We start from the raw sequence: 25,047 nt of genomic DNA, 5'->3' as shown, positions 1-25,047 counted from the left end.
CAGGTGCCGGTTCTTGGGCGCTTACAAACTAAACAAGAGCGTGCTGAGGCATATCGCCGGATATTTGAAGGACAGATTGATGCACATCTGATGAAAAATATTCGCGAATCGTTCAATAAATGACATGCCTTGAGAGCCTCTGATTAAGTCTGGATGAAGTCGATTGTGATTCAGAATATTTAGATTCAAGGCGCAAATCACACGTAAAGCTAGCGCTCCCTACTCACGCTCCTCCCCGACATCCCTGTCGGGGATAGCTGGCTATTGCGAACGACTGCATGACTTGATCAGAGGCTCCCTTGGGAAATGGCCATTTCAGAAATGAATTTAAAAGACTGACAAGACACAGGGTCACGCCATTGAAACCAGGACAAAAAACCAAGTTTCAGAATAACAACAAGACAGGACAGCAGGAGTGTTTACTCTGACCCCAGATTTCTAATAATCGAAGTGCACACGCCGTAGATTTGAGCCCATTGCCCGATAGGCTGTAGTAGAGTCTAGAAATGGACAAGCCCCCTCCCACCGCTCAACGCCGCCGACGCAAAATCCTGTTGCGACTGCTCATCCTCTGGATCATCACCATCGTCGCCTGGCAACTGCTGCGCCCCCACTTCAGCGAGCAGGAACGGCAAATCCGCAGTCAGCTGCGCCACACTATCGAGCAGCGCTTTCCGCAGCAGGCTGCCGAGGCAAACGCACACTACGGTCTGAAACCCTTCCCCGCCGGGCGTCCGCTCAATCTATCCCGCCCCCAGGTAGTGTTGATCCACGGTCTCGATGACCCAGGCAAGATCTGGATGAATCTGGCGCCGACACTGGCCAAAACAGGCTTCAGCGTCTGGCTGATGAACTATCCGGACGACCAGCCGATCAGCGAGTCAGCCGAGCTGTTTCACCAACAGCTGCAGTGGCTGCAACAGCAGGGCGTCAGCTCGATCACCATCGTTGCCCACAGCATGGGCGGACTAGTCAGTCGTGATCTGCTGAGCCGTCCCGAGTGGCTGACAGACAAGAACATCCCCCAGGTCAGCCAGCTGATCCTGGTCGGCACCCCCAACCAGGGCTCAGAGCTGGCACGGCTGCGCTTTTTTGCCGAGCTGCGCGACCAGTTTGCCGAGATCACCAACGGCGAGTTCGGCTGGCTCAACGCGATCTTCGACGGTGCTGGCGAGGCGGGCCTCGACCTGACTCCCGGCAGTCCGTTTCTTACTCAGCTGAACAGCCGCCCAGCACCACCCGACACCCGCATAATGGTGATCGCCGGCCAACTCGGCCAGATCGATAAACAGCGTCTGCAGGCCGCCATTGCAAACCACCGGGAGACCCTGCCCGAAGGCACAGAGGTGGCCCTGCTGCAGCTGTTCGAGCAGATCGAAGCGGCGCTGGCGATCCTCGGCGATGGCCTGGTCAGCCTCGACTCCGCCCGCCTGCCCGGAGCGGAGTTCCACACCGTCAGCGGCACTCACCTCTCGATCATCCGCAACCTCTCCACCGAGAGCCAACGCGTACCACCGGCGATCCCGCTGATCCTGCAGCTGCTCGCCCCCACTGTTGAAGAAGCGACAAAAGAGCCGTGAACAAGCTGCCTGTTTCTGTCAGGATCTGCCACTGCTCTGCCATCATCCCCTGACATAGTTGGGTGACAAGAACGACCTAAGGAGAATGGCCATGTGGGGTCATCACCACCCGCTCTCGAAACCCTTGTCCCTGCTGCTGCTCGGCCTCTGGCTAGTGGCTGCCAGCCTGCCGCTGCAGGCTGCTGAAGCGCTGCAGGTACTCGACGTCTCGGAACGCGCCATCGAGGGAAAGAACCAGATCTGTGCCCTGTTCAGCCAGCCCCTCGACCCCAGCACCGATATCCAGCCCTACTTCAATCTCACCACCGATCAGGGCTTGGTGGAGGGCGCCTGGGTGCTCGCGAAGGATGGCCGACGCACCTGCTTCCCCGACACCGAACCAGAGACCGACTACCGCCTGACCATCTACCGCAAACTGCAGGCAGCGAATGGATCACAACTGGCGCAGAACCACCCCGCCAGGCTGAAGACCCGGCAACTGCAGCCCGCCGCCAGCTTTGATAGCCAGGGTTCGCTGCTGCTGCCTCACAAGGGCAGCGGCTTGCCGATCGTCGCGGTCAACGTGGATGCGGTCGACATCACCTTCCATCGGGTACGCGAGGCGAGCCTACTGGAGGTCTGGCGGCAGCTGCAGTCGCGCTACCGCTACAGCCTGTTCGAGAAGCTCGCCGACTGGACCGAGCTGGTCCACAGCGGCCGCTTCACCCTGGATCTGCCACGCAACACCCGCGCCCGCCGCAGCATCGACATCAGCGCCCAGCCGGCCCTGGCCGAGCCAGGCCTCTATCTGGCACTGATGAAACCCGCCGGCAGCTACACCAGCCATCCCGAGACCGCCTACTTCACCATCACCGACATCGGCTTGCACGCGCGCCGCTACAATAACCAGCTCGACATCTACAGCTACTCCCTGGGCAAGGCGCAGCCGCTGGCCGGCGTCACCCTGGAGGCACTCGACCGCAAAGGCAACCTGATCGCCACCAGCCGCACCTCGCCGGAGGGGCTGGCCAGCTTCAGCCACGCTCTCGACCAGATCGAGCTGATCCGCGCCCACAAGGAGGCTCAGCTGACCCTGCTCGCGCTCAACAGACCGGCCCTCGACCTCTCCGATTTCGACCTAGGTGAGCAGCCCGACCAAGCCCAGCAGCTCTTCATCTATAGCGAGCGTGACCTCTACCGCCCCGGCGAAACGATCCACTTCAACGGCCTGCTACGCGACCGGGACGGCCGCTTCGACAACGCCCCTGTGCTGAAGGCGACCATCCGCGGCCCGGATGATCAGGAGGTCAAGCGCCTGCGTTGGCGTTCAGACACCCCGGCGGGTTACTACCAGCAGGCATTTCACATCCCCACCAGCGCCAAGACCGGTCGCTGGCAGCTGCAGGTGGAAAAGCCCGACGGCGAGCCCGCCCGCTACAGCTTCCAGGTAGAGGAGTTCCTGCCAGAGCGAATGAAACTGGACCTCTCGGCCGCAACTGACAAGGCTACCAGCCCGGCAGAACCGATAGAGATCAAGGTACAGGGAGACCACCTCTACGGCGCACCCGCTGCCGGCAACCGCCTCAGCAGCCAGCTCGAGCTCACCCTCTGGCGCAACCCCATCGCCACCCTGCCCGGCTTCCAGTTCGGTGATCAGGACGAGCAGCAACACAGCCAGCGTTTTGAGCTGGAGGATCTGCAGCTCGACGCCAGCGGCCAAGCCCGGCTGCAGATTCCCTCGCGCTGGGCAGATAGCCGCTCACCGCTGCGCCTGTCACTCACCGCCAGCCTGTTCGAGTCGGGAGGCCGACCAGTGAGCCGCCGCCACGACCAGCTGATCTGGCCCACGGGTGGAGTGATCGGCATTCGCCCGCCCTTCGACAAGGAACAGAATCCTCCGGCCGACAGCCGCCTCACATTCGAGATCGTGATGGCCGACGCCGACGGCCGGCTGCTCGCCGCCCAAGGCCTGGAGGCGACCCTGATCCGCGAGGAGCGCCAATACTTCTGGGAGTACTCCAGCGACCGCGGCTGGTATTCGGAGTTCACCGAGCAGGCCTATCCGGTCCTCAATACCACACTGGATCTGGCGAAAGGCGAGCATGGCAAGCTGGAACTACCGGTGGAGTGGGGCCGCTACCGGCTGGAGATCAGCGACCCAGCCAGCGGCCGCCGATCGAGCCTGCGCTTCACTGCTGGAGAGACCTGGTACCACGACTGGCAACAGAGCCAACAGAGCGGCCAGGCAGCACGCCCCGACAAGGTCAGCCTAGCGCTGGACCAGGCCGCCTACCGCCCCGGCGACACTGCCCAGCTGCGCATCATGCCACCCCACGACGGCCAGGGCCTGGTGCTGGTGGAGAGCAGTGAGCGCCCACTCTGGTCAGCCAGCCTGCCGTTACGCAAGACCGGCAGCCAAATCGAGATTCCCATCGACCCGACCTGGCAGCGCCACGACCTCTACATCTCGGTACTGGCGCTGCGCCCGGCGGCAACCGGCCAGCAGCTGATCACGCCCAATCGCGCCATTGGCCTGCTGCACCTGCCCCTGGAGCGCAGCGAACGGCGACTTGAGGTCAGCATCCAAAGCCCCGGTAAGGTGGAGCCCAACCGGCCCCTGACGGTCCGCCTCAAGGCCCAAGGCATCGACAACAGCCAGCCGCTCCACGCCACCCTGGCAGCGGTGGATGTCGGGGTGTTCAATATCACCGACTTCGCCACCCCCGATCCTTTTGCTGGCTTGTTCCAGCGGCGCCGCTTCCAGGTCGAGAGCCGGGATGTCTATGGCCGGCTGATCGAACTCAACCGCTACCCACTGGCCCGGCAACGCTTTGGCGGCGACGGCATGGGCGGCAACGCCAAGATGCCCCGCAGCGAGGTAAAGATCGTCTCACTGTTCAACGGCCCTGTTTCGTTGAATGCCCAGGGCGAGGCACAGATCGAGCTGCAGTTACCCGACTTCAACGGCACGCTGCGGCTGATGGCGGTGGCCTTCGGTGAGGATCGCTTCGGCAGCGGCGAGCGGGAGATCCAAGTCGCCGCACCGGTCGTCACCCAGCTGGCGCTGCCGCGTTTTCTCGCCAGCGGCGACCAGAGCAACCTGGCGCTGGACCTGCACAACACCACCGACACCGAACAACCATTGACCCTGCAGCTACAGGCCACAGCCCCGCTCATCCTCAACGCTGAGCCCGAGAGACTGCTGCTGGCCGCCGGCGAGAAGCGGACCCTTCGCTACCCTCTGCAGGCGGGCGACCGGTTCGGCCTGGCGCAGATCCACCTGGCGGTTGAGGGCAAGCAGATCGAACCGTTCCAGCGCCACTGGCAGCTGACGGTGCAGCCCGCCTGGCCGGCGATTCGGGAGCGCCGTTCCCTGACCCTGGAGCCGGGCGAGCACGCCCCCCTGCCGCTACCCGCTCTGAGCGCCTTCAGCCCGGCCACAGTGGGCGCCCGGCTGAGCCTCGACAACCGCATCACACTGCAGATCGAGGATCAGGTCGAGGCACTGCTGCGCTACCCCTACGGCTGTCTCGAACAGACCACCAGCAGCGCCTGGCCCTGGCTACACGCCAACGAGCAGAACCTGCGCCGCTTCGGCCTCGATCCTGAGCAGCTCAACAAACGCCAGCAGAGTTTGGAGCAGGCGTTCGAACGGCTGCAGGCGCAGCAGCGCGGCAGCGGTGGCTTCGGCCTGTGGGACAATCACAGCCCGGAGGAGCACTGGCTCACCGCCTATGTGGCAGACTTTCTGCTCAGCGCCCAGGCGATGGGCCTTGCAGTGGAGCCGGAGTTTCTGCGGCGGGTGGTAGAGCGCCTGGAGCAGTATCTGAAGCAGTCCCGCATGCTCATCGAGCGCCACAGCGATGCCCCCGACCACTACCGCCTCGCCTATCGCGCCTACGCCGGTTACGTGCTGTCGCGCATCAACCGCGCCAATCTTGGCCACCTGCGCAGCCTCTGGCGCAGCCAGGCGCAGTACGCCAGATCGGGCCTGCCGCTGATCCACCTCGGCCTCGCCCTGAAAAACCAGGGGGACCACAAGAACGGTGCCGCAGCGATCACCCGCGGGCTGGAGATCGGCGCGCCGAAACCCGGCGCCTATCTGGGCGACTACGGTTCACCGCTGCGCGACCAAGCGTTGATGATCAGCCTGCTCGCCGATGCCAAAATCCATGACAAGCCGGTGATCGGGATGGCCCGGACCCTGCGCGATCAGCTCTTGTCCCGCCAATACCTCAGCACCCAGGAGCGCAACGCGCTGTTCCTCGCCGCACTGGCGCTGCAACGGCCCGACGACAACCCTTGGCAGGCGAGCCTGCGCATTGGTGAAGAGCTACTGGAACTGGTGCAGTCGGGCGCATACCAGATCAGTCTGGAGATCGATCAGCTCAGCGCCGGCATAACCCTGGAGAATCGGAGCGACACTCCCCTGATTAGCGACCTGCTGCTGAGTGGCTATCCCAACCAGCCACCGAAACCTGTCTCACAAGGGATCAGCGTGGCACGCAGCCACTACTCCCGCGATGGCAAGCCGATCGACCTCAAGCAGATCGAAACCGGCGAGCTGGTGCTGGTCCACCTGCAGCTCGATGCTGAGCAGCGCATCCCCGACGCGCTGCTGGTGGAGCTGCTGCCCGCCGGGCTGGAGCTGGAGAACCAGAACCTGAAACATGCAATCCAACTGGACCAGATCAAGATCGACAACAAGCCGGTGAGCGAGCTGATGCAGCAGTCGCAGATCGTGCACAGGGAGTATCGCGATGATCGCTTTGTCGCCGCCCTCGATCTACGCAAAGGCCAGTCGAGCCACCTCTTCTACCTGGCCCGCGCGGTCACTCCCGGCCACTACCAGGTACCACCAACCCTGGTGGAGGATATGTACCGCCCAGAGCTGCGCGCGATCGGCGAGTCGGGTGGCCTACTCGAGGTGGTCGACGCACCATGAGAGGCTGCGGCAGCAGGCCCTGGCTGGCTTGGTCGGCCGGGCTGCTGCTCGCCAGCGGCCTGCTGTTGTGGGCACTCGATCTATTCTATCCTCTCCAGCAGCCCGGTACCGATGCCCCCTCCCAGGTGGTGGTGGACCGGCAGGGCCGCCCGCTGCGCACCTTCCCCAATGCACGCAGGGTGTGGCGCTATCCGCTGCACCTGGAGCAGATCTCGCCGCTCTATATCGAGGCACTGCTCGGCTACGAGGACCGCTGGTTCTACTGGCATCCGGGGATCAATCCCTTCGCCCTGCTGCGCGCCGCAGCACAGAATCTGGCCAGCGGGCGCATCGTCTCCGGCGGCTCCACCCTGACGATGCAGGTGGCGCGACTGCTCCACCCCCACTCCCGCAGCCTCTCCGGAAAACTGTCACAGATACTCCGCGCCCTGCAGCTAGAGTGGCACTTCAGCAAACGGGAGATCCTCGAACTCTATCTGCAGCTGGCCCCTTTTGGCGGCCCCCTAGAAGGGGTGCAGGCAGCCAGCCTCAGCTATCTTCAGAAGGACGCCAGCGAGCTGACCCACGCTGAGGCGGCACTGCTGGCGGTGCTACCCCAGGCCCCCAGCCGGCTACGCCCCGACCGCCACGCCGAATCTGCCGAGGCAGCGCGCAACAAGGTACTGGAGCGGCTGACTAGCCAGGGTATCTGGTCGCAGGCGGTGGTCCAGCAGGCAAAGCTGGAGCGGGTCTACGCCAACAGTTTTCGCCCGCCGCTGCTGGCGCCGCTGCTGGCGCGCCGCCTGCGCAACCGATTCCCCCAGCAGGCGGTGATCCGCACCACCCTGGATGGCGAACTGCAGGCGATGGTCGCGGAGTTGGCGAAAAACTACGCACAGCAACAACCGCCGGGGGTCTCGGTAGCGCTGCTGGTGGTGGAGAACCGTAGCGCCGAGGTGCTTGCCTATGTCGGCTCGGCTGGTTTTCTCGACGACAAACGCCTGGGCCAGGTCGACATGGTGAGGGCGATCCGCTCACCGGGCTCAACTTTGAAACCGTTTCTCTATGGGATGGCGTTGGACGATGGCTTGATCCACTCCGCCTCGCTGCTGAGCGATGCGCCGCGCCACCGCCAGGCCTATCGTCCGGCCAACTTTCACCGCGGCCACGAGGGGCCGGTGAGCGCCAGCCGGGCGCTGCAACAGTCGCTCAATGTGCCGGCGGTCAATCTGCTGGAGCAGCTCGGCCCAGGCAGCTTCGCCAACCGTCTGGCCAACGCCGGCCTGGGATTGACGATTCCGGGGGATGGCCGCCCCAATCCTGCGCTGATCTTGGGCGGCGCGGGCATCTCCCTGGAGCGGCTGCTGCAGGGCTATCTGGCCATCGCCAACAATGGTCAGACGCACCCCCTGCGCCTGCTGCTGGGCGAGCCGAATACAACGCGCTTTCTGCTCTCCCCCGGCGCAGCCTGGATCGTACGACAGATACTCGCCGAGACTCCACGACCCGACCGGCTCGGCGGCCACCGGGTGCGAGACGAAACCCGGCTGGCCTGGAAGACTGGCACCAGCTACGGCTTTCGCGACGCCTGGGCGGTCGGGGTGACGCCCCGCTACAGCCTCGGAGTCTGGCTCGGGCGGCCCGACGGCACCCCGGTACCGGGACACTATGGCGCACTCTCCGCGGCACCACTGCTGTTCCGCCTCGCCAACCTGCTGGCGGATGGGAACGAGGCATGGAGCAGCGCACCGCCCTCGGTGGCCGAGGTGCAGATCTGCTGGCCACTCGGCACCCTGAAGCAGCAGCAGCCGGAACAGCACTGCCACCGCAACCTGACGGCCTGGAGCCTCGACGGGCAGATCCCGCCCACGCCCAACCAGGGGCTGGACAGCAACCCGCTCAAGCTCTGGGTGAGTCAGGACCAGGGGAAGCGGATTGCCTCCAGCTGCCCGGGGGTGGAAAAACAGCCACTGCAGCTCGCCCTCTGGCCACCCGCCCTGGAGCCCTGGCTGCCCTTTCGGCAGACCCGGTTGGGTCAGCTGCCTGCCGCCGATTCTCGTTGCCCACCTGCCAGTATGATCGGGGCCGCTGGATTGCAGATCATCTCCCCCAATCACCAGGCCGAACTGACTCAACCGGGCGGTGATGCCCTACCCCAGATCATGCTGAAGAGCCTTGGCGCTCAGGGCAAGGTGAGCTGGTACGTCAACGGTGAGTTTCTCGGCCGCTTCCCCGCCTCACAGGACATCGCCTACCGTTTTAGTCAGGCTGGAAAAAACCGTATCCTTGCTCTGGATGAGCAGGGCAACAACGACCAGGTGGAAGTGGAGATTCTGATTGGAGAGTGATTAATGAGCCTCTGAGCGAGCTGGCATGCCAGCATCCATACTGGGTTCCAGACGTCATCAAAATGTAACCATCGATTCGGTCTAATACCAGGTTTGAATATCAGACAGCTAATGGATATTTAGCATGACCACGAAGATTCTCATCGTCGAGGACGAGACCGCCGTGCGTGAGATGATCGGCTTTGTGTTGCGACAGGCCGGTTATGAGACGATGGAGGCGGAAGACGCCGGGCAGGCACGCACCTGTCTGGCCCGGCAAATGCCGGACCTGATCCTGATGGACTGGATGCTGCCCGGCACCAGCGGGGTAGAACTCACCCAGGAGCTGAAGCGGGATTCCCTGACCGCTGAGATTCCGGTGATCGTACTCACCGCCCGCGGTGAAGAGGACGATAAGGTACGGGGTTTGGAATCGGGGGCGGAAGACTATGTAACCAAGCCCTTTTCGCCCCGCGAACTGATTGCCCGGATCAAGGTAATCCTGCGCCGGGTGGCACCCCACGCCACTGAAGAGGCGGTGGAGGTGGCGGGGCTGCGGCTCGATCCGACCTCCTATCGGGTCAGCGCCGATTCGAAGGAGATCGAACTCGGTCCCACCGAGTTCCGCCTGCTGCACTTCTTCATGACTCATCAGAACAAGGTGTTCAGCCGTTCACGGTTGCTCGACAACGTCTGGGGCACCAACGTGTTCATTGAGGAGCGCACTGTGGATGTACACATCCGACGCCTGCGCAAGATTCTGGAGCCGCATGGTCTAGACCGTCTAGTACAGACGGTACGTGGTGCTGGATACCGCTTCTCTGGACAGGTCGCCGCAAAATGAGCCTTCATCGAGCAGGCCGTTACCGGGAGTTTGCCCTTGTCGTCTGTGTCGGGCTGCTGCTGTTTGCCTGGGGAGTCTGGATCGACCACCCGGCCTTGGCGCTGCTGTGCGGTCTGGTCTCTTACCTGCTGTGGCACATGCACAATCTCCACCGTTTGAGCCTGTGGCTGGACGACCCAAAACACCATGAGCCACCGTCGGCACTGGGCGGGTGGGGCGAGATCGTGCATGCGGTGGAGGCACTGCGTGAACGTGGACGCAAACGCAAACGCAAACGCAAACTCAGCCGCATGCTCAGTGGGTTTCATCAATCCACCAACGCCCTGCCCGATGCCACCGTGGTGCTGAACGATCGTGGTCAGGTGGAGTGGTGGAACGGTGCCGCCAGCGAGATATTCGGCTTCAGAAAGAAACGGAGTAGCGACCGCTCACTTGAAGAGCTGATCCCCGACTCGATGTTCCGGAAGTACCTGGCACAGGGTGATTACAGCCAGCCGTTGCAAATGCCGGGGCCGCTGGACCACAAACGCACCCTCGAGGTGCGTATCGTCCCCTACGGCAAGGGCAAACGTCTGTTGCAGGCGCGGGATGTGACCCGTCTGCAACAATTGGAGATTGTACGCCGCGATTTCGTGGCCAATCTATCCCACGAGATGCGCACCCCGCTGACCGTCATTCACGGCTACCTGGAGACCCTGAACGACGCTGAAGATCCCGAATTCTCACCCTGGTGCCACATCATCAACCAGATGTACCAGCAGACCACACGCATGCAGCGCATTGTCGAGGATCTGCTGCTGCTGGCGCGTCTGGAGCGGGAGGACGCGCCGCAGAGGGACGAGCCGGTGGATGTGGCTCTGCTGCTCACCACCATACAGAGCGAGGCTGAGGCGCTGAGTGGCGATCAGCACCACCACATCGAACTGGAGATCGTCGATGACTATCGCTTGCTCGGCGTGGAACGGGAGCTCGACAGCGCCTTCTCCAACCTGGTGTTCAATGCAGTCCGCTATACCCCTGCCGGCGGGCTGATCCGAATGCGCTGGGAGCGCACCGAACAGGGCGCCTGTTTCTCGGTCACCGATAGCGGCATCGGCATCGACCCTGAGCACATACCCCGCTTGACCGAGCGCTTCTACCGGGTGGACGTGGCACGCTCACGCCGCAGCGGTGGCACCGGCCTGGGCCTTGCCATCGTCAAGCATGTGTTAACCCGCCACTGCGGTGAGTTGCAGATAGAGAGCGAGCCCGGCAAGGGCAGCCGCTTCAGCTGTCTGTTTCCCACCTCGCGGGTGCTAGCCGAGGGGCATGGCGAGGCATCAGTTTACCCAACTACCCGGTCGCGCCACTCTTCGTGATGTTGTAAGCAGTCTGTCTGCCCAAACCTCCGAGCCCCGTCACCTGAGCATCACCAGGATCAGTCTTCCGTTTTGGCACGAGTTACTGAAAAACAGATGGTTCTGTCAGCAAAATATTAACAACCATATAAAAACCGGAAAGTTTTCATTATGAAGCTGGAATAGGATATCCGCTGAATTCAACGCCTGAGCAACTACACCAGAGCGCTTTCACAGCTCAGAAAATTCATTGAAAAGGGTGACTCGATCAGAGGCTCCTTAGTCTGCTGCGTGAAGAGATATAGTGTTTCCCAACGCTTGCATCCCGCCTCTCCCAAGGTGGTTTGTAACAAAACTGTCATAAAGCGCTCATTCCTGTGTAACACAACCATCCAATAATCTCCGCCACAAGTTCAAACCCTGTACTGGAGATAATTGTGATCAACAAGCGTTTCGCCCTCGCCGCACTGCTGGCTGCTTCCGCATCCGTCGCCACGGCAGCCGCATCGCGTGACTACATTTCCATCGTCGGCTCTTCCACCGTCTACCCCTTCGCCACCGTGGTGGCCGAGACCTTCGGCAAAACCAGCAGCTTCAAGACCCCAAAGATCGAATCCACCGGTTCCGGTGGTGGCCTGAAGCTATTCTGCGCCGGAGTGGGTGTGGAGCATCCGGATATCACCAATGCCTCCCGCCGGATTAAGAAGTCCGAGGTCGAGCGCTGCACCAAGCAGGGTGTGAACGACATTGTCGAGGTGAAGATCGGCTACGACGGCATCGCCATCGCCAACTCGAAACATGCAGCTCAGTTCGAACTGACCCGCCGGGATCTCTTTCTGGCCCTGGCCAAGCAGGTTCCCGGTCCTGACGGCAAGCTGATCGACAATCCCAACAAGACCTGGAAGGAGGTCAATCCGGCCCTGCCGAACACCAAGATCGAGGTACTAGGGCCGCCGCCCACCTCCGGCACCCGCGACGCCTTCGCCGATCTGGTGATGGGCACTGGCGCCACGACCTTCTCCGACCTGAAGGCCCTGCACAAGGCCAAGGGCGAGGAGCAGGTCAAACCGCTGATGGCCAAGCTCGGCATCCCCGAGCGCGCTTACAACAAGAAGGGCAAGAAGGTGTTCAAGGCGGTGGCCCACGCGATTCGTGAGGACGGCGCCTACATCGAGGCCGGCGAGAACGACAACCTGATCGTGCAGAAGCTAGAGGCCAACCCCAACGCCCTGGGAGTGTTCGGCTTCAGCTTCCTCGACCAAAACAGCGACAAGGTACAGGGTTCCAAGATCGAGGGTGTGGCGCCTGAATTCGAGTCCATCGCCGACGGCTCCTACCCGGTATCCCGTCCGCTCTTCTTCTATGTGAAGAAGGCACACATTGGCAAGATCCCCGGCATCAGCGAATACCTTTCTGAGTTCACCTCTGAAAAGGCCTGGGGTGACGAGGGCTATCTGGCCGACAAAGGCATGATTCCCATGCCAAAGGCGGAGCGCAATGCCTTCGCCAGCGACGTCAGATCGTTAAAGAACCTGCAGCTCAAATGAGCGAGTGGGATTGAGGTGCCGGGAATTTCCCCGGCCACCCTTGATAGATTATGCACTACACAACCCTGATCCTGCTGCTAGCGATCCTGACCAGCCTGGCCTATCAGTTGGGACGCCGACGTTCTCACACCCTGGTGGGAGGCCCTACCAGGGTCCGCCAGCTGCACTCCTTGCCCAGCTACTACGGCTTCTACACGGCCATCTGGTGCGGACTCCCGGCGCTGCTGGTGCTGGGGATCTGGCTAATTTTCGAGCCCAACATCATTACCAGCCTAGTGGTGGCGGAGCTGCCCGAGGCGACCCGCAACCTGCCTGAGGCGGAGCTGGGTCTGGTGATCAACGACATCAAGAACCTGGCGGCGGGCAATATCGTCTCCACTAAGATCGGTCCCGCGATACAGGCGGCCGCGGATCACCTGCAAAGTCTCGAGCGCACCTCGGCGGCCGCCTTGACCGTGCTGATCCTAGTACTGGCGATGCTGGGCACGAGCTACGCCTGGCGCTTCATCTCGCCGGAACTGCGCGCCCGCAACCGGGTGGAGGGCGTGCTCAAAGCCCTGCTCATCACCAGTTCCACCATCGCCATCTTCACCACCATCGGCATCGTGCTGTCGGTGCTGTTCGAGGCGCTGCGCTTCTTTCAGCAGATTCCACTCAGCGAGTTCCTGTTCGGCCTGACGTGGAGTCCGCAGATGGCGATCCGCGCCGATCAGGTGGGCTCCTCGGGCGCCTTCGGCTCCATCCCCCTATTTGCCGGCACCCTGCTGATCTCCTTCATCGCCATGCTGGTAGCGGTGCCCATCGGACTGATGTCGGCCATCTACCTCTCCGAATACGCGGGGCGCAGGCTGCGGGCTATCGCCAAGCCGGTGCTGGAGATCCTGGCCGGGATTCCCACTGTGGTCTACGGCTTCTTCGCAGCGCTCACAGTGGCGCCCTTCATTCGCAACAGCGGCGGGCTACTGGGACTCGACGTCTCCTCCGAAAGCGCTCTGGCCGCCGGACTGGTGATGGGCATCATGATCATTCCCTTCGTCTCATCGCTCTCCGACGACGTGATCAACGCCGTCCCCCAGGCGCTGCGCGACGCCTCCTACGGTCTCGGCGCAACCCGTTCCGAGACCATCCGGCAGGTGATCATCCCCGCGGCGCTGCCGGGCATCGTTGGCGGCATCCTGCTGGCGGTCTCCCGGGCCATTGGCGAGACCATGATCGTGGTGATGGCGGCGGGCCTATCGGCCAATCTCACCGCCAATCCACTGCAGAGTGTGACTACGGTGACGGTGCAGATCGTGACCCTGCTGGTGGGTGACCAGGAGTTCGACAGCCCCAAGACCCTGGCCGCCTTTGCCTTGGGGCTGCTGTTATTCGTGGTCACCCTGGTATTGAACCTGGTGGCCCTGCATGTGGTGCGCAAATATCGGGAGCAGTATGAATAATCCGATCGGTTCGGGGGCCGCGGCCACCGAAAAAGTTAAAGCCTCCCTGGCCGCCCGTTACCGGCGTGAGCGTCGCTTCAAAGCCATCGGGATCGGGGCCGTCTGTGTGGGGCTGCTGTTCGTCACCTTTTTGTTCGTCAGTATTGTCAGCAAAGGCTATACCGCCTTTTGGCAGACTCAGATCCGGCTGGATATCCATTTCGATGCCGCCGTGATCGACCCCAGCGGGAACAGAGACCGAACCGAATTGGGGCATGCGGACTACGCCGGCCTGATCAAGCAGAGTCTGCGTAAACGCTTCCCGGAGGTAAAAAACCGACGCGAGAAGCGAACCCTATACAAGTTGGTAAGTAGTGGTGCGGCGTTCGATCTGCGCGCCAGGGTGCTCGCCGATCCAGAGCTGATCGGCACCCGCCAAACCCTGTGGCTGCTGGCGGACGACGATCTGGACATGCTGGTCAAGGGGCAGATCGACCGTTCGCTGCCGGAAAACGAGCGCCGACTGAAAGACCAGGTGATCGGCTGGATCGATGCCCTCAGCGCCCAGGGAGCGGTCGAGCTGAAGTTCAACAGTGCCTTCTTCACCAATGGCGACTCGCGGGAACCCGAGCAAGCCGGCATCGGCGGCGCGCTGATGGGCTCGCTCTACACCCTGCTCATCACCCTGCTGCTCGCCTTCCCGATCGGCGTGGCGACATCGGTCTATCTGGAGGAGTTCGCCCCCCGCAACCGCTGGACCGACCTCATCGAGGTCAACATCAACAACCTCGCGGCGGTGCCCTCCATCGTGTTCGGCCTGCTGGGGCTGGCGGTGTTCATCAATTTCTTCGGCCTGCCCCGCTCGGCGCCCCTGGTGGGCGGCTTGGTGCTGACCCTGATGACCCTGCCCACCATCATCATCGCCAGCCGTGCGGCACTCAAATCGGTACCGCCCTCGATCCGCGAAGCGGCCCTGGGAGTGGGGGCATCGAAGATGCAGATGGTGTTCCACCATGTGCTACCGATGGCCCTGCCGGGGATGCTTACCGGCACCATCATTGGCATGGCCCAAGCCTTGGGTGAATCGGCGCCGCTGCTGATGATCGGTATGGTGGCCTTCATCGTCGATATTCCCGGCGGACCGCTGGATCCCTCTACGGTGTTGCCGGTGCAGATTTTTCTTTGGGCCGACAGTCCTGAACGTGCCTTCATGGAACGCACCTCGGCGGCGATCATGGTGCTGTTGGGTTTTCTTATCCTGATGAATGCGTTGGCAGTTCTGCTGCGTAAGAGATTCGAACGCCGCTGGTAAGCGGCGGCTATAGGAGTGGAACAATGATGAATGCGATTGCAAAAGAAGTCATGCGAGACGCCCCGAACAAGGGTCTACTGGCATCCGTAAGCGTGGCGCGTTTCAAAGGCGATGCCGATGATTTCAGCGGCACGGTCGGTGAGGTCGAGGTGGCGGACCCACGCATGCGTTGCCGTAACCTCGATGTCTTCTACGGCGATAAGCATGCCATCATGGATGTGAGCCTGGATATCGGCAAAAACGAAGTGGTAGCTATGATCGGGCCTTCAGGCTGTGGCAAGTCCACCTTTCTGCGCTGCCTGAACCGGATGAACGACACCATCGATATCTGTCGGGTGAGCGGTCAGATCCAGCTCGACGGTCAGGAGATCTACGACCGCCGACTCGACGTGGTGCCGCTGCGTGCCCGGGTGGGCATGGTGTTTCAGAAACCCAATCCATTTCCCAAATCGATCTATGACAATATCGCCTACGGCCCGCGAATTCACGGCCTGGCGGCCAACCGCCAGGAGCTGGACGAGGTGGTGGAGACCTCCTTACGCAAGGCCGGCCTCTGGGACGAAGTGAAGGACCGGCTCGACCAGCCAGGCACCAGCCTGTCAGGCGGCCAGCAACAGCGTCTCTGTATCGCACGCACGATTGCCGTGTCGCCCGACGTGATCCTGATGGACGAGCCCTGTTCAGCACTCGACCCCATCGCCACGGCGAAGATCGAGGAGCTAATCGACGAGCTGCGTGAGAACTACACCATCGCCATCGTCACCCACTCGATGCAGCAGGCCGCGCGGGTCTCCCAGCGCACCGCCTATTTCCACCTGGGGCGTCTGATCGAGGTGGGTCCCACCGACGACATCTTCACCCGTCCTCGCCACAAGCTAACGGAAGACTACATCAACGGTCGTTTTGGTTGAGCAAGAGGGGACCGGCGGCTCAATATTTAAGTTTATAGGTCGGGCTGCGCCCGACAGCATCCTTGATTTCAAGGTATGACACACGGCGGCCACAGGCCGCCCTATGGGCGCAAGATACGAGTTCACGACTTGATCAGAGGCGCTCTAATACTTCAGCTTCTTGAACACCTCATAGCCATACGCCGGCTTCCAGCCCCAAGAGTAGTTCTGTAGATCGAGCAGTGCCGCCTGCTCTGCGCCCTGGTAGGAGTAGGGGCTGAAACCACAGCCGTAGCTGGTGCGCGGCTTGCCCCGGAAGGTTTTGTATTGGGTCTTGATCACCACGGCGTAGGCGTGTTTCAGGTCGCTGATGGCCTGGGCGTGGGGATCCTGGTACTTTTTGTGGAAGCCCTTCTTGCGTAGCCGCTCTACGCCCTTGTCGGTGGCGCTGGAGACCGTCTCGTTCGGCCCCGCCACCAATTCGATGGCCAACGAGTTACCCAGCTCTTTCGCTACCACGCAGGCGGCACCGGCATAGAGCGGCCCACCTGTGAGCAGGGAGAGGGAGAGGATCAAACCTGGCATCACTACTCTCATGCGCTTGCTCCGCTTGCTTTGTCTCTGTGATAGCCGGCGGCTGGATGGCGGGATTTCTTTAGTCGCGCAGGCAAAATCACCCCTCCCGCTTTGCCTCCAACTCCTCCCAGCGGGCGTAGGCCGTCTCCAGCTCCGCTTCGGTGGACTGCATCTGCTGCTGTACCACCGCGACCTCATCGCTGCCCTGCTGATAGAAGGTGGGATCGGCCATGCGGGTCTGGATCTGTTCCAGGCTGGCCTCCAGCACCTCGATGCAGGCAGGCAGGTCGTCCAGTTCACGCTGGTCTTTGTAGCTCAGTTTGACGGACGCTTTTTTCGCAGCACGGGCTGCGGGCTTAGCCAGTTTTGCGGGAGCTGGTGCTGATTCCTGCAGCGCCTGTTTGTGCATCCGCTCCCAGTCACTGTAACCGCCCACATAGTCACCGACCCGGCCATCACCCTCGAACACCAGGCAGCTGGTGACCGCGTGGTCGAGAAAGTCCCGGTCGTGGCTGACCAGCAGCAGGGTGCCCTGGTAGTCGAGCAGCAGCTCCTCGAGCAGCTCCAGGGTCTCGACATCGAGGTCGTTGGTGGGCTCGTCAAGCACCAGCACATTAGCCGGCGTGAGGAAGATCTTCGCCAGCAGCAGGCGGTTGCGTTCGCCGCCGGAGAGCGCCTTGATCGGGCCGCGGGCACGCTCCGGGCTGAACAGAAAGTCCTGCAGGTAGGAGATGATGTGTTTCGGCTTGCCGTTGACCATGACCTGGTCGCGGCCACCGCCGACGTTATCCTGCACCGTCTGGTTCTCGTCGAGGGCATCACGCAGCTGATCGAAGTAGGCGACCTCCAGATTGGTACCCAGCTCAACGCTGCCCTGGTCGGGCTGCAGCCTGCCGAGCAGCAAATTGAGCAGGGTGCTCTTGCCGGCGCCGTTGGGGCCGACGATGCCGATGCGATCGCCACGCAGGATGGTGCAGGAGAAGTCGCGGATCACCGGTGTGCTGTCCCAGGCATAGCTGACGCCCTGCGCCTCCACCACCAGCTTGCCGGAGCGCTCCGCCTGCTGCAGCTGCATGCGTACCTTCCCGCCCTGCTCGCGGCGCTGGCCGCGCTCCTCACGCATCGCCTTCAAGGCACGCACGCGCCCCTCGTTGCGGGTGCGCCGGGCCTTGATGCCCTGGCGGATCCAGACCTCCTCCTGGGCCAGCTTCTTGTCGAAGCGGGCGTTCTCCAGCGCCTCGGCGTTGAGCTGCTCCTGCTTGCGGCGCAGAAAGTTGTCGTAGTCGCCGGGCCAGTCGCCGAGGCGGCCCCGGTCGAGTTCCAGGATGCGGGTCGCCAGATGACGCAGGAAAGCGCGGTCATGGGTGATGAAGAGCAGCGCGCCGCGATAGCCGAGCAGGAACTCCTCCAGCCAGGCGATCGATTCGATATCGAGGTGGTTGGTGGGCTCGTCGAGCAGCAGCAGATCGGGCTCGTTGACCAACGCCTGGGCCAACAGCACACGCCGTTTAAGGCCGCCGGAGAGCGCCGTGAATTCCGCATCCGGCTCGAGCGAGAGGCGCGAGATCACCGTCTCGACACGCTGCTCCAGCTGCCAGCCATCCGCCGCCTCCAGCTCGTGCTGGACCTGGGCGAGCCGCTCCAGCAGCGATTCGTCAGCGCTCTCGGCGAGCTGATGGCTGAGCTGGTGGTAGCGTTTGAGTGTCCCGGCCAGATCACCGGCACCATCGGCCACCACTTCGAACACACTGCCCTGAGTGCCCGCGGGTACCTCCTGGATCAGCCGTGCGATGCGCACCCCGGCGTTGACCACCCGCTCACCGTCGTCCGCCTGCAGCTCACCGAGGATTAGCTTCATCAGGGTCGACTTGCCGGCGCCGTTGCGCCCGAGCAGGCAGATGCGCTCGCCCTTGTCGATGCTCAGGTCGATGCCGTCGAGCAGCGGCGGGCCGCCGAAACTCAACTGTATGCCGCGTAGATTGATCAATGCCATCTGTTGCTCGATTTTCCGTTGGACGAATGGGGTCTATGTGTGATTATGCCGTGGGGAGGGTACACAGAGATACCGCAAAAGAACACTCTTCTACCCCATCCACTGACGCAATCAGGAAGCCAAAAAAATGAAGACCAAGATCCTGCTGAAAGAGGCCGAGATGCCAACCCATTGGTACAACGTGGTGGCAGACATGCCCAATCCACCGACGCCGCCACTCGGCCCTGACGGCCAGCCGGTGGGACCCGACGCACTGGCCGCGATCTTTCCCAACGCGATCATCGAACAGGAGATGAGCGCCGAGCGCTGGATCCCGATCCCCGAGGAGGTGCGCGAGGCGCTCAGGCTATGGCGCCCCTCGCCGCTCTATCGCGCTAACAGACTTGAGCAGGCGCTCGGCACCCCGGCGAAGATCTACTTCAAAAACGAGGCGGTGAGCCCGGCCGGCTCGCACAAACCCAACACCGCCGTCGCCCAGGCCTACTACAACAAGATGGAGGGCATCAAACGCCTCACCACCGAGACCGGCGCCGGCCAGTGGGGCTGCTCGCTGGCGCTGGCCGGGCAGTTGTTCGGCCTCGAGGTGGAGGTTTACATGGTGAAGGTGAGCTATGGCCAGAAACCCTATCGCCGCTCGATGATGCAGACCTGGGGCGCCAAAGTCTTCGCCAGCCCCACCGACCGCACCAACGCCGGCCAACAGATCCTCACTGCCCACCCCGACTCCGACGGCTCCCTGGGCATCGCCATCTCCGAAGCGGTGGAGCTGGCCGCCGGCCGTGATGACACCAACTACGCCCTCGGCTCAGTGCTCAATCATGTGCTGCTGCACCAGACCATCATCGGTGAGGAAGCGAAAAAGCAGCTGGAGCTGGTCGGCGACTACCCGGATATGATCTTCGCCCCCTGCGGCGGTGGCTCCAACTTCGGCGGCATCGCCTTCCCCTTCTTCGCCGACAAGGCCGCCGGCAAGACGGTGCAACTGGTGGCGGTGGAGCCCACCTCCTGCCCGACCCTCACCAAGGGGGTCTACGCCTATGACTTCGGCGACGCCATCGGCCTCACCCCACTGCTGAAGATGTACACCTTGGGCCACGATTTTATGCCCCCCGGCATCCACGCCGGCGGGCTGCGCTACCACGGCGACTCGGCGCTGGTCAGCCAGCTACACAATGAGGGGCTGGTCGATGCCTGGGCGGTGCCGCAGCTGGAGACCTTCGAGGCGGGGGTGCTATTCGCCAAGACCCAAGGCATAGTCCCCGCACCAGAGTCGTGCCACGCCATCGCTGCCGTCATCCGCGAGGCGAAACGCTGCACCGAGAGTGGCGAGGCGAAGACCCTGCTGTTCAACCTCTCCGGCCACGGCCACTTCGATATGAGTTCCTACGACCGCTACTTTGCTGGCGAGCTGGAGGATTTCGACTATCCAGAGGCGGCGATCAAAGAGTCCCTCGCCCATCTGCCCAAGGTTGGCTGAAACCTGTGCCCCGTCATCACCGCGACGGGGGCACCTGTGGATGATTTCTGCTATGGTCAGTTGTTCCAGAACAACCAAGCGAAACCGCCCAGATGGTCAAAAACGTCACCTTCAAAGATGCCTGGGATGGGCAGGCTGATTGCCGCGTCTGTGCACTGCGTGAGTCGGTGCTGTTTGCCGGCCTTAACGAGGGGGATTTCGAGCATATCCACCAACCGATCGACCAGTACACTTTGCCGGTAGGTGCGGTGCTCTATCGCAGCGGCGACTCCGGACAGCGCATGTACACCATCCGCTCCGGGGTGCTGAAGCTGGTGCAGTATCTGCCAGACGGCAGCCAGCGCATTGTGCGCCTGATTCGCTCCACCGATGTCACCGGTCTGGAGTGCCTGCTGGGCAAGCCCTATCAGCACGATGCCATCGTGCTGCAGGAGACCGAGGTCTGCAGCCTACCGATCAAGGTGGTCGACAACCTCAGCCAAGAGAACCCGACACTCCACCGCGAGCTACTGAATCGCTGGCAGCGGGCCCTCAACGAGGCCGACGCCTGGCTTACCGAGCTCTCCACCGGCTCCGCTAAGCAACGGGTAGCGCGGCTGCTGTTGCGGCTGGTCAGCGACATGGAGAGCAGCGAGTGCGAACTGTTCGCTCGCGAGGATATGGGAGCGATGCTCGGCATTACCACCGAAACCGCCAGCCGCACCATTGCCGAGTTCAAGCGCCGGAGTTTACTGGTGGAGAGCCGCAGCAATCACTTCCTGCTGGATGTTCCCAATCTGCAGCGCATTGCCGAAGATTGAGTATTTTCAATGCGCAACTGTGTGCCCCCTCCTAAGATTCCCGCATAGTTCAACCTATGTACGCCAGCCTTCGTGACGCTTGGCGTGTAATCGCCCGGGCACTCCCCTGCCCAAACCTTCGGGAGAACACACCTTGAAACAGGAGTTGATCGAAGAGACATTCCCAATCTTTCTGTTGGAGATCGAACGAGAGGAGTGTCTTTTTCAATCGGTAGAGGCGATTGCTGACTACCTGCGCGAGCACATTGAGGCGCACCCGTCAGCCCGCTATATCGCCACCTTTGATCACTTCGCCCATACCCGCGAGTTGCCGGAGGGACAGGTGGCTGACAGCATCCACTCCGCGATCAACCTGGTGTTCTGTTTCGGCCTGACCCTGCAGGAACCAGAGACACTCGCCATCCGCCCACGCTCCATCGGCATCTGCGATAGCGGGGATCGGTTTATCATCACCTTCATGGAACCCCCTATGCCGGTGGTCAACGCCGCCATGGAACACTGGGCACACTCCCTGATCAAACGGCCTAAATCGGCTTGCGCAATGAGAGCATCATGAAAATCGCTGTCACCAGCCAGAACTTCCGTACCATCACCGGCCACGCCGGCAAGACGCGCCGCTTCCTGATCTTTGGTCAGGATGAGAACGGAGAAGTGCAGGAACTGCAACGCCTCGATCTGCCGAAGGCGATGTCGATGCATGAATTCCGGGGTGACGAACACCCGATCTTTGCTGTCGATGTATTGATCACCGGCGGCTGTGGGGAGGGTTTCATCAGAAGGCTCGGCTCCTACGGGGTGCGGGTCTTCCCCACCAGCGAGAGCGATCCGCAGACTGCCGTGCGTTGTGTGCTTACCGGCACACCATTGCCAGCACCGCAACCGCACGACCACGGACATGACCATCAGCACCCTGAGGTCCGCCTGAAGAGGGAGTAACTGCAGCGCTAGAACGCCATCTCCAGATCATCGATAACGACGTCGATCCCCGCCTGGGCACAGGCTTCGTCGGTAAGCCCAGAGGGTGCGCCGCTCACCCCCACACCACCCAACAGTTGCCCACCCACCTCGATCGGCAGACCACCAGCAGACATTACCAGACCATCGATGCGGCCGATCGGGGTATCGGCACGATCCTGCAGCGCCGAGGTGGCAGCATTGAAGTTGGCCGCGGTAAATGCCTTCATACGGCTGATCGGCAGAGTGATCTGCGCCGCTATGGTGTCGCGCAAGGTAACCTGCACGATGCCGTTTCGATCCACCACCGTAACCCCGATCTGAATGCCTCTGCTGCGGCACTCATGCAACGCCCCCTGGGCGATCTGCTGGGCCACCTCCAGGGTCATCCGTTTCAGCGCAACCGTGGGGGAGACATCCTCTTCGGCGGTGAGTGGCGGGGCAACCAGCAACCCCAACCCAAGCACCAGAGCAGGTTTGATCATCTGCATCCCTCTCCTCCATCATTTTGGCTGTAGTGTCAACACCTACCTTAGCCAAAGACCCCGCCTGTTGAAATGGCGGTAAACACCAACTCAAAGGGGGATTAAGAGGGAGCATCCGCAGGTTAAGGGCACCTGACCATCCAGCCGCTGTTCTATCCAGCCGGATAGCGCTGCTCCACATACTCATTCAGGATCTGCTTGAACTGTCCGGCAATATCTTCACCTTTCAGAGTGCTGTGCTTTTCACCATCCACATAGACCGGTGCCGAAGGGTTCTCGCCGGTGCCCGGCAGGCTGATGCCGATATTGGCGTGTTTGCTCTCGCCCGGACCGTTGACCACACAGCCCATCACCGCCACGCTCATCTCCTCCACCCCGGAGTGGCTCTGCCGCCAGAGCGGCATCTGTTGGCGCAGATAGGACTGGATCTCCCCAGCCAGCTGCTGGAACAGGGTACTGGTGGTGCGACCACAGCCTGGGCAGGCTACTACCATCGGCGTGAAGGCGCGCAGCCCCATCGACTGTAGCAGTTCCTGGGCCACCACCACTTCCTGGGTACGAGCGCCCCCCGGCTCCGGCGTGAGGGAGATGCGAATGGTGTCACCGATCCCCTCCTGCAGCAGCACCGCAAGCGCGGCACTGGAGGCCACGATGCCCTTGGAGCCCATGCCCGCCTCGGTCAGCCCCAGATGCAGCGCATAGTCGCAACGCTGCGCCAACCGCCGGTAGACCGCGATCAGATCCTGCACCCCGCTCATCTTGCAGGAGAGTACGATCTTATCCGCCGCCATGCCCAGTTCCTGGGCCCGACGGGCACTCTCCAGGGCCGAGGTAACCATGATCTCGTGGATCATATCCTCGGCATCCAGCGGCTCGCTGGCGCGGGCATTTTCGTCCATCATCTTCGCCACCAGGGTCTGATCAAGGCTGCCCCAGTTGACGCCGATGCGCACCGGTTTGTGGTAACAGCAGGCGGTCTCGATCATGCTGGCAAAGCGGCTGTCCTTGCTGTCGCCACTGCCCACATTACCGGGGTTGATCCGGTACTTGGCCAACGCCTCGGCGCAGGCCGGATGATCTGCCAGCAGGCGGTGGCCGTTGAAGTGGAAGTCGCCGATCAACGGCACATCCAGCCCCCGCCGAGCCAGCCCTTCGCGGATTAGTGGGATGGCGGCAGCCGCCGCCTCGTTGTTCACCGTCAGCCGCACCAGCTCCGAGCCGGCCTGGGCCAATTGCACCACCTGCTCCACTGTTGCCGCCACATCCGCCGTGTCGGTGTTGGTCATCGACTGCACCACCACAGGCGCCGCGCCGCCCATCCTGATTCCACCCACCATGACAGACTGGGTGGGGTGTCTAGGCAATTGCCTACCGCTCATCCGCGCTCCATTATCACTTGGGGCGGAAAAACCGCCCCCTTTAATCTGCAAAGGGGCCATTATGGACGAACCCTCCACAAATAAAAAAGCCCGACCAGAAGGTCGGGCTCTATTGCAGGGCGTCGCCCCTATTATTTCAGTTTGCCAATACCGAGCATCTTGAGGATGTACTTCTCGTAGATCGGCTCCGAGGTACCCTTTTTCATCTTGCGGATGAAGTACTTCTCGAAGGCGATCTTCGCCATGTGCACCCACTTACCCTTCTTGAACCAGGCGACGTTGCGCGGCGGGATCTGCGGCAGCGCGACGAAGGCGGCGCCGGTGTCGCCCATGTCAGCCAAGCAGATGGCATTCCAGGTCGCGAGCGTGGTGCCCTCCTTGCCTGCCAGGTCGTCGGCAATGTTGTGCACGATGGCGGTCACCATCGACTCGATCATGTAACCGGTCTTGGGCGCCCCGGTAGGCACCGCAGTGGCCTCTACCGGCGGGATGGCGATGCAGACACCAGCAGCATAGATATTCTTGTAGGTCGGGTTGCACTGGTGGTCGTCGACGAAGACAAAACCACGCGGGTTGCACAGCCCCTCCACATTGGCCACCGCATCCACGCCCTTGAAGGCGGGCAGCATCATGGAGTATTTGAACTCCAGCTCATGCTCTTTGATTTTATGGCCGGAGTCGTCGTACTGCTCGACAAACATCTTGCCGGCCTCCACCTTGATCACCTTGGCATTGGTGATCCAGTTGATGTGGTGGGCACGGAAATCACTCTCGAGAAAACCCTTGGAGTCCCCCACGCCACCCAGACCGAGGTGACCGATATAGGGCTCGGAAGTGACGTAGGTCATCGGAACTTTGTCGCGCATCTTACGCTTGCGCAGATCCGAATCCATGATGAAGGAGAACTCGTAGGCGGGGCCAAAGCAGCTGGCGAAGGGCATCGCGCCGATGATCACAGGCCCCGGTTCATCGAGCAGGTCCTTGTAGGCGTCAAACGCCTTTTCCGCGTGATTCACGGTGCAAATCGACTGGGTGTGGCCTTCCGGACCAGAACCCTCTACCTCTTCAAACGCGAGACGCGGGCCGGTGGCGATCACCAGGTAGTCATACTCGATGGTCTCGCCGTCATCCAACTCCAGCTTGTTGCCTTCGGCGTCGATCTTGTCAACCCGCTTGGCAATGAAGTTGATCCCCTTGCGCTCCAGGTGGGGGATCAACTTCATTA

At 62.1% G+C, this 25,047-nt stretch carries 18 protein-coding genes; 13 read left to right on the top strand and 5 right to left on the bottom strand.

Features of this window, described 5'->3' with window-relative positions; genetic code table 11:
* Nucleotides 1-506 precede the first annotated feature (506 nt).
* From Ga0074115_RS02930 to pstB, 9 genes are all read left to right on the top strand, one after another.
* Nucleotides 507-1,580: an alpha/beta fold hydrolase gene (locus Ga0074115_RS02930; RefSeq protein ID WP_057955317.1), complete on the top strand. Its 1,074-nt coding sequence runs from the start codon at nucleotides 507-509 to the stop codon at nucleotides 1,578-1,580.
* A gap of 91 nt (nucleotides 1,581-1,671) precedes the next feature.
* A complete protein-coding gene (locus Ga0074115_RS02925) occupies nucleotides 1,672-6,504 on the top strand; it encodes an alpha-2-macroglobulin family protein (RefSeq protein ID WP_060528188.1) in 4,833 nt (1,610 codons plus the stop codon).
* Nucleotides 6,501-8,831, top strand: coding sequence for a penicillin-binding protein 1C (pbpC, locus tag Ga0074115_RS02920; RefSeq protein WP_060528187.1), 2,331 nt, complete (start codon nucleotides 6,501-6,503; stop codon nucleotides 8,829-8,831). The genes Ga0074115_RS02925 and pbpC overlap by 4 nt, the downstream gene beginning before the upstream one ends.
* Nucleotides 8,832-8,955: 124 nt before the next feature.
* Nucleotides 8,956-9,654: a phosphate regulon transcriptional regulator PhoB gene (gene phoB, locus Ga0074115_RS02915; protein ID WP_057955320.1), complete on the top strand. Its 699-nt coding sequence runs from the start codon at nucleotides 8,956-8,958 to the stop codon at nucleotides 9,652-9,654.
* Complete coding sequence (gene phoR / locus Ga0074115_RS02910) at nucleotides 9,651-11,012, top strand: phosphate regulon sensor histidine kinase PhoR (RefSeq protein WP_057955321.1); 1,362 nt, start codon at nucleotides 9,651-9,653, stop codon at nucleotides 11,010-11,012. The genes phoB and phoR overlap by 4 nt, the downstream gene beginning before the upstream one ends.
* Before the next feature lie 416 nt (nucleotides 11,013-11,428).
* Nucleotides 11,429-12,538 carry a PstS family phosphate ABC transporter substrate-binding protein gene (locus Ga0074115_RS02905; protein WP_057955322.1) on the top strand — a complete coding sequence of 370 codons (1,110 nt, stop codon included), beginning with the start codon at nucleotides 11,429-11,431 and terminating at the stop codon, nucleotides 12,536-12,538.
* 50 nt (nucleotides 12,539-12,588) lie between these two features.
* Nucleotides 12,589-13,977, top strand: coding sequence for a phosphate ABC transporter permease subunit PstC (gene pstC, locus Ga0074115_RS02900; RefSeq protein WP_060528186.1), 1,389 nt, complete (start codon nucleotides 12,589-12,591; stop codon nucleotides 13,975-13,977).
* Nucleotides 13,970-15,268: a phosphate ABC transporter permease PstA gene (gene pstA, locus Ga0074115_RS02895; protein WP_057955323.1), complete on the top strand. Its 1,299-nt coding sequence runs from the start codon at nucleotides 13,970-13,972 to the stop codon at nucleotides 15,266-15,268. Before pstC ends, pstA begins: the two co-directional genes overlap by 8 nt.
* A gap of 26 nt (nucleotides 15,269-15,294) precedes the next feature.
* Nucleotides 15,295-16,179 carry a phosphate ABC transporter ATP-binding protein PstB gene (gene pstB / locus Ga0074115_RS02890; protein WP_087959720.1) on the top strand — a complete coding sequence of 295 codons (885 nt, stop codon included), beginning with the start codon at nucleotides 15,295-15,297 and terminating at the stop codon, nucleotides 16,177-16,179.
* Between the two features lie 144 nt (nucleotides 16,180-16,323).
* On the opposite strand, the gene Ga0074115_RS02885 is transcribed toward pstB, so the two are convergent.
* Nucleotides 16,324-16,743, bottom strand: coding sequence for a hypothetical protein (locus tag Ga0074115_RS02885; protein ID WP_057955324.1), 420 nt, complete (start codon nucleotides 16,741-16,743; stop codon nucleotides 16,324-16,326).
* An 88-nt stretch (nucleotides 16,744-16,831) separates the two neighbouring features.
* Complete coding sequence (uup, locus tag Ga0074115_RS02880) at nucleotides 16,832-18,727, bottom strand: ATP-binding cassette ATPase Uup (protein ID WP_057955325.1); 1,896 nt, start codon at nucleotides 18,725-18,727, stop codon at nucleotides 16,832-16,834.
* Nucleotides 18,728-18,854: 127 nt separating this feature from the next.
* On the opposite strand from uup, the gene Ga0074115_RS02875 reads away from it, so the two are divergent.
* The 4 genes from Ga0074115_RS02875 to Ga0074115_RS02860 all read left to right on the top strand — a co-directional run bounded on the left by Ga0074115_RS02875 (nucleotide 18,855) and on the right by Ga0074115_RS02860 (nucleotide 21,940).
* Entirely contained in the window at nucleotides 18,855-20,204 is a 1,350-nt protein-coding gene (locus Ga0074115_RS02875; RefSeq protein WP_060528185.1) for a TrpB-like pyridoxal phosphate-dependent enzyme, read from the top strand.
* 92 nt (nucleotides 20,205-20,296) lie between these two features.
* Nucleotides 20,297-21,004: a Crp/Fnr family transcriptional regulator gene (locus Ga0074115_RS02870; RefSeq protein WP_005965871.1), complete on the top strand. Its 708-nt coding sequence runs from the start codon at nucleotides 20,297-20,299 to the stop codon at nucleotides 21,002-21,004.
* A 133-nt stretch (nucleotides 21,005-21,137) separates the two neighbouring features.
* Nucleotides 21,138-21,560 carry a DUF6858 family protein gene (locus Ga0074115_RS02865; protein ID WP_057955326.1) on the top strand — a complete coding sequence of 141 codons (423 nt, stop codon included), beginning with the start codon at nucleotides 21,138-21,140 and terminating at the stop codon, nucleotides 21,558-21,560.
* On the top strand, nucleotides 21,557-21,940 hold the full coding sequence (locus Ga0074115_RS02860) for a NifB/NifX family molybdenum-iron cluster-binding protein (RefSeq protein ID WP_057955327.1): 384 nt from the start codon (nucleotides 21,557-21,559) through the stop codon (nucleotides 21,938-21,940). The genes Ga0074115_RS02865 and Ga0074115_RS02860 overlap by 4 nt, the downstream gene beginning before the upstream one ends.
* 8 nt (nucleotides 21,941-21,948) lie before the next feature.
* Here the strand turns inward: Ga0074115_RS02860 and Ga0074115_RS02855 are convergent, their stop codons facing one another.
* From Ga0074115_RS02855 to Ga0074115_RS02845, 3 genes are all read right to left on the bottom strand, one after another.
* Nucleotides 21,949-22,443, bottom strand: a complete 495-nt coding sequence (locus Ga0074115_RS02855) for a GlcG/HbpS family heme-binding protein (protein WP_082626731.1) — start codon at nucleotides 22,441-22,443, stop codon at nucleotides 21,949-21,951.
* A 152-nt stretch (nucleotides 22,444-22,595) separates the two neighbouring features.
* Entirely contained in the window at nucleotides 22,596-23,822 is a 1,227-nt protein-coding gene (ispG, locus tag Ga0074115_RS02850) for a flavodoxin-dependent (E)-4-hydroxy-3-methylbut-2-enyl-diphosphate synthase (RefSeq protein ID WP_060528184.1), read from the bottom strand.
* 131 nt (nucleotides 23,823-23,953) lie between these two features.
* Nucleotides 23,954-25,047 (bottom strand): NAD(P)/FAD-dependent oxidoreductase (locus Ga0074115_RS02845; RefSeq protein ID WP_087959719.1); only part of this gene is annotated, 1,094 nt, incomplete at its 5' end.

This window comes from endosymbiont of Ridgeia piscesae, from assembly GCF_001443665.1.
In the GTDB taxonomy this organism is placed as follows: Bacteria; Pseudomonadota; Gammaproteobacteria; order Chromatiales; family Chromatiaceae; genus Endoriftia; species Endoriftia persephonae.
This window is presented reverse-complemented; position numbering and strand designations above follow the sequence as displayed.

Bases quoted from the DNA above. Each gene is read 5' to 3' on its own strand.
- Ga0074115_RS02870 (WP_005965871.1), top strand. From the start codon at position 20,297: ATGGTCAAAAACGTCACCTTCAAAGATGCCTGGGATGGGCAGGCTGAT.
- phoB (WP_057955320.1), top strand. From the start codon at position 8,956: ATGACCACGAAGATTCTCATCGTCGAGGACGAGACCGCCGTGCGTGAG.
- Ga0074115_RS02875 (WP_060528185.1), top strand. From the start codon at position 18,855: ATGAAGACCAAGATCCTGCTGAAAGAGGCCGAGATGCCAACCCATTGG.
- Ga0074115_RS02925 (WP_060528188.1), top strand. From the start codon at position 1,672: ATGTGGGGTCATCACCACCCGCTCTCGAAACCCTTGTCCCTGCTGCTG.
- Ga0074115_RS02930 (WP_057955317.1), top strand. From the start codon at position 507: ATGGACAAGCCCCCTCCCACCGCTCAACGCCGCCGACGCAAAATCCTG.
- Ga0074115_RS02860 (WP_057955327.1), top strand. From the start codon at position 21,557: ATGAAAATCGCTGTCACCAGCCAGAACTTCCGTACCATCACCGGCCAC.
- Ga0074115_RS02855 (WP_082626731.1), bottom strand. From the start codon at position 22,443: ATGATCAAACCTGCTCTGGTGCTTGGGTTGGGGTTGCTGGTTGCCCCG.
- pbpC (WP_060528187.1), top strand. From the start codon at position 6,501: ATGAGAGGCTGCGGCAGCAGGCCCTGGCTGGCTTGGTCGGCCGGGCTG.
- pstA (WP_057955323.1), top strand. From the start codon at position 13,970: ATGAATAATCCGATCGGTTCGGGGGCCGCGGCCACCGAAAAAGTTAAA.
- Ga0074115_RS02885 (WP_057955324.1), bottom strand. From the start codon at position 16,743: ATGCCAGGTTTGATCCTCTCCCTCTCCCTGCTCACAGGTGGGCCGCTC.
- ispG (WP_060528184.1), bottom strand. From the start codon at position 23,822: ATGAGCGGTAGGCAATTGCCTAGACACCCCACCCAGTCTGTCATGGTG.
- pstC (WP_060528186.1), top strand. From the start codon at position 12,589: ATGCACTACACAACCCTGATCCTGCTGCTAGCGATCCTGACCAGCCTG.
- pstB (WP_087959720.1), top strand. From the start codon at position 15,295: ATGAATGCGATTGCAAAAGAAGTCATGCGAGACGCCCCGAACAAGGGT.
- phoR (WP_057955321.1), top strand. From the start codon at position 9,651: ATGAGCCTTCATCGAGCAGGCCGTTACCGGGAGTTTGCCCTTGTCGTC.
- uup (WP_057955325.1), bottom strand. From the start codon at position 18,727: ATGGCATTGATCAATCTACGCGGCATACAGTTGAGTTTCGGCGGCCCG.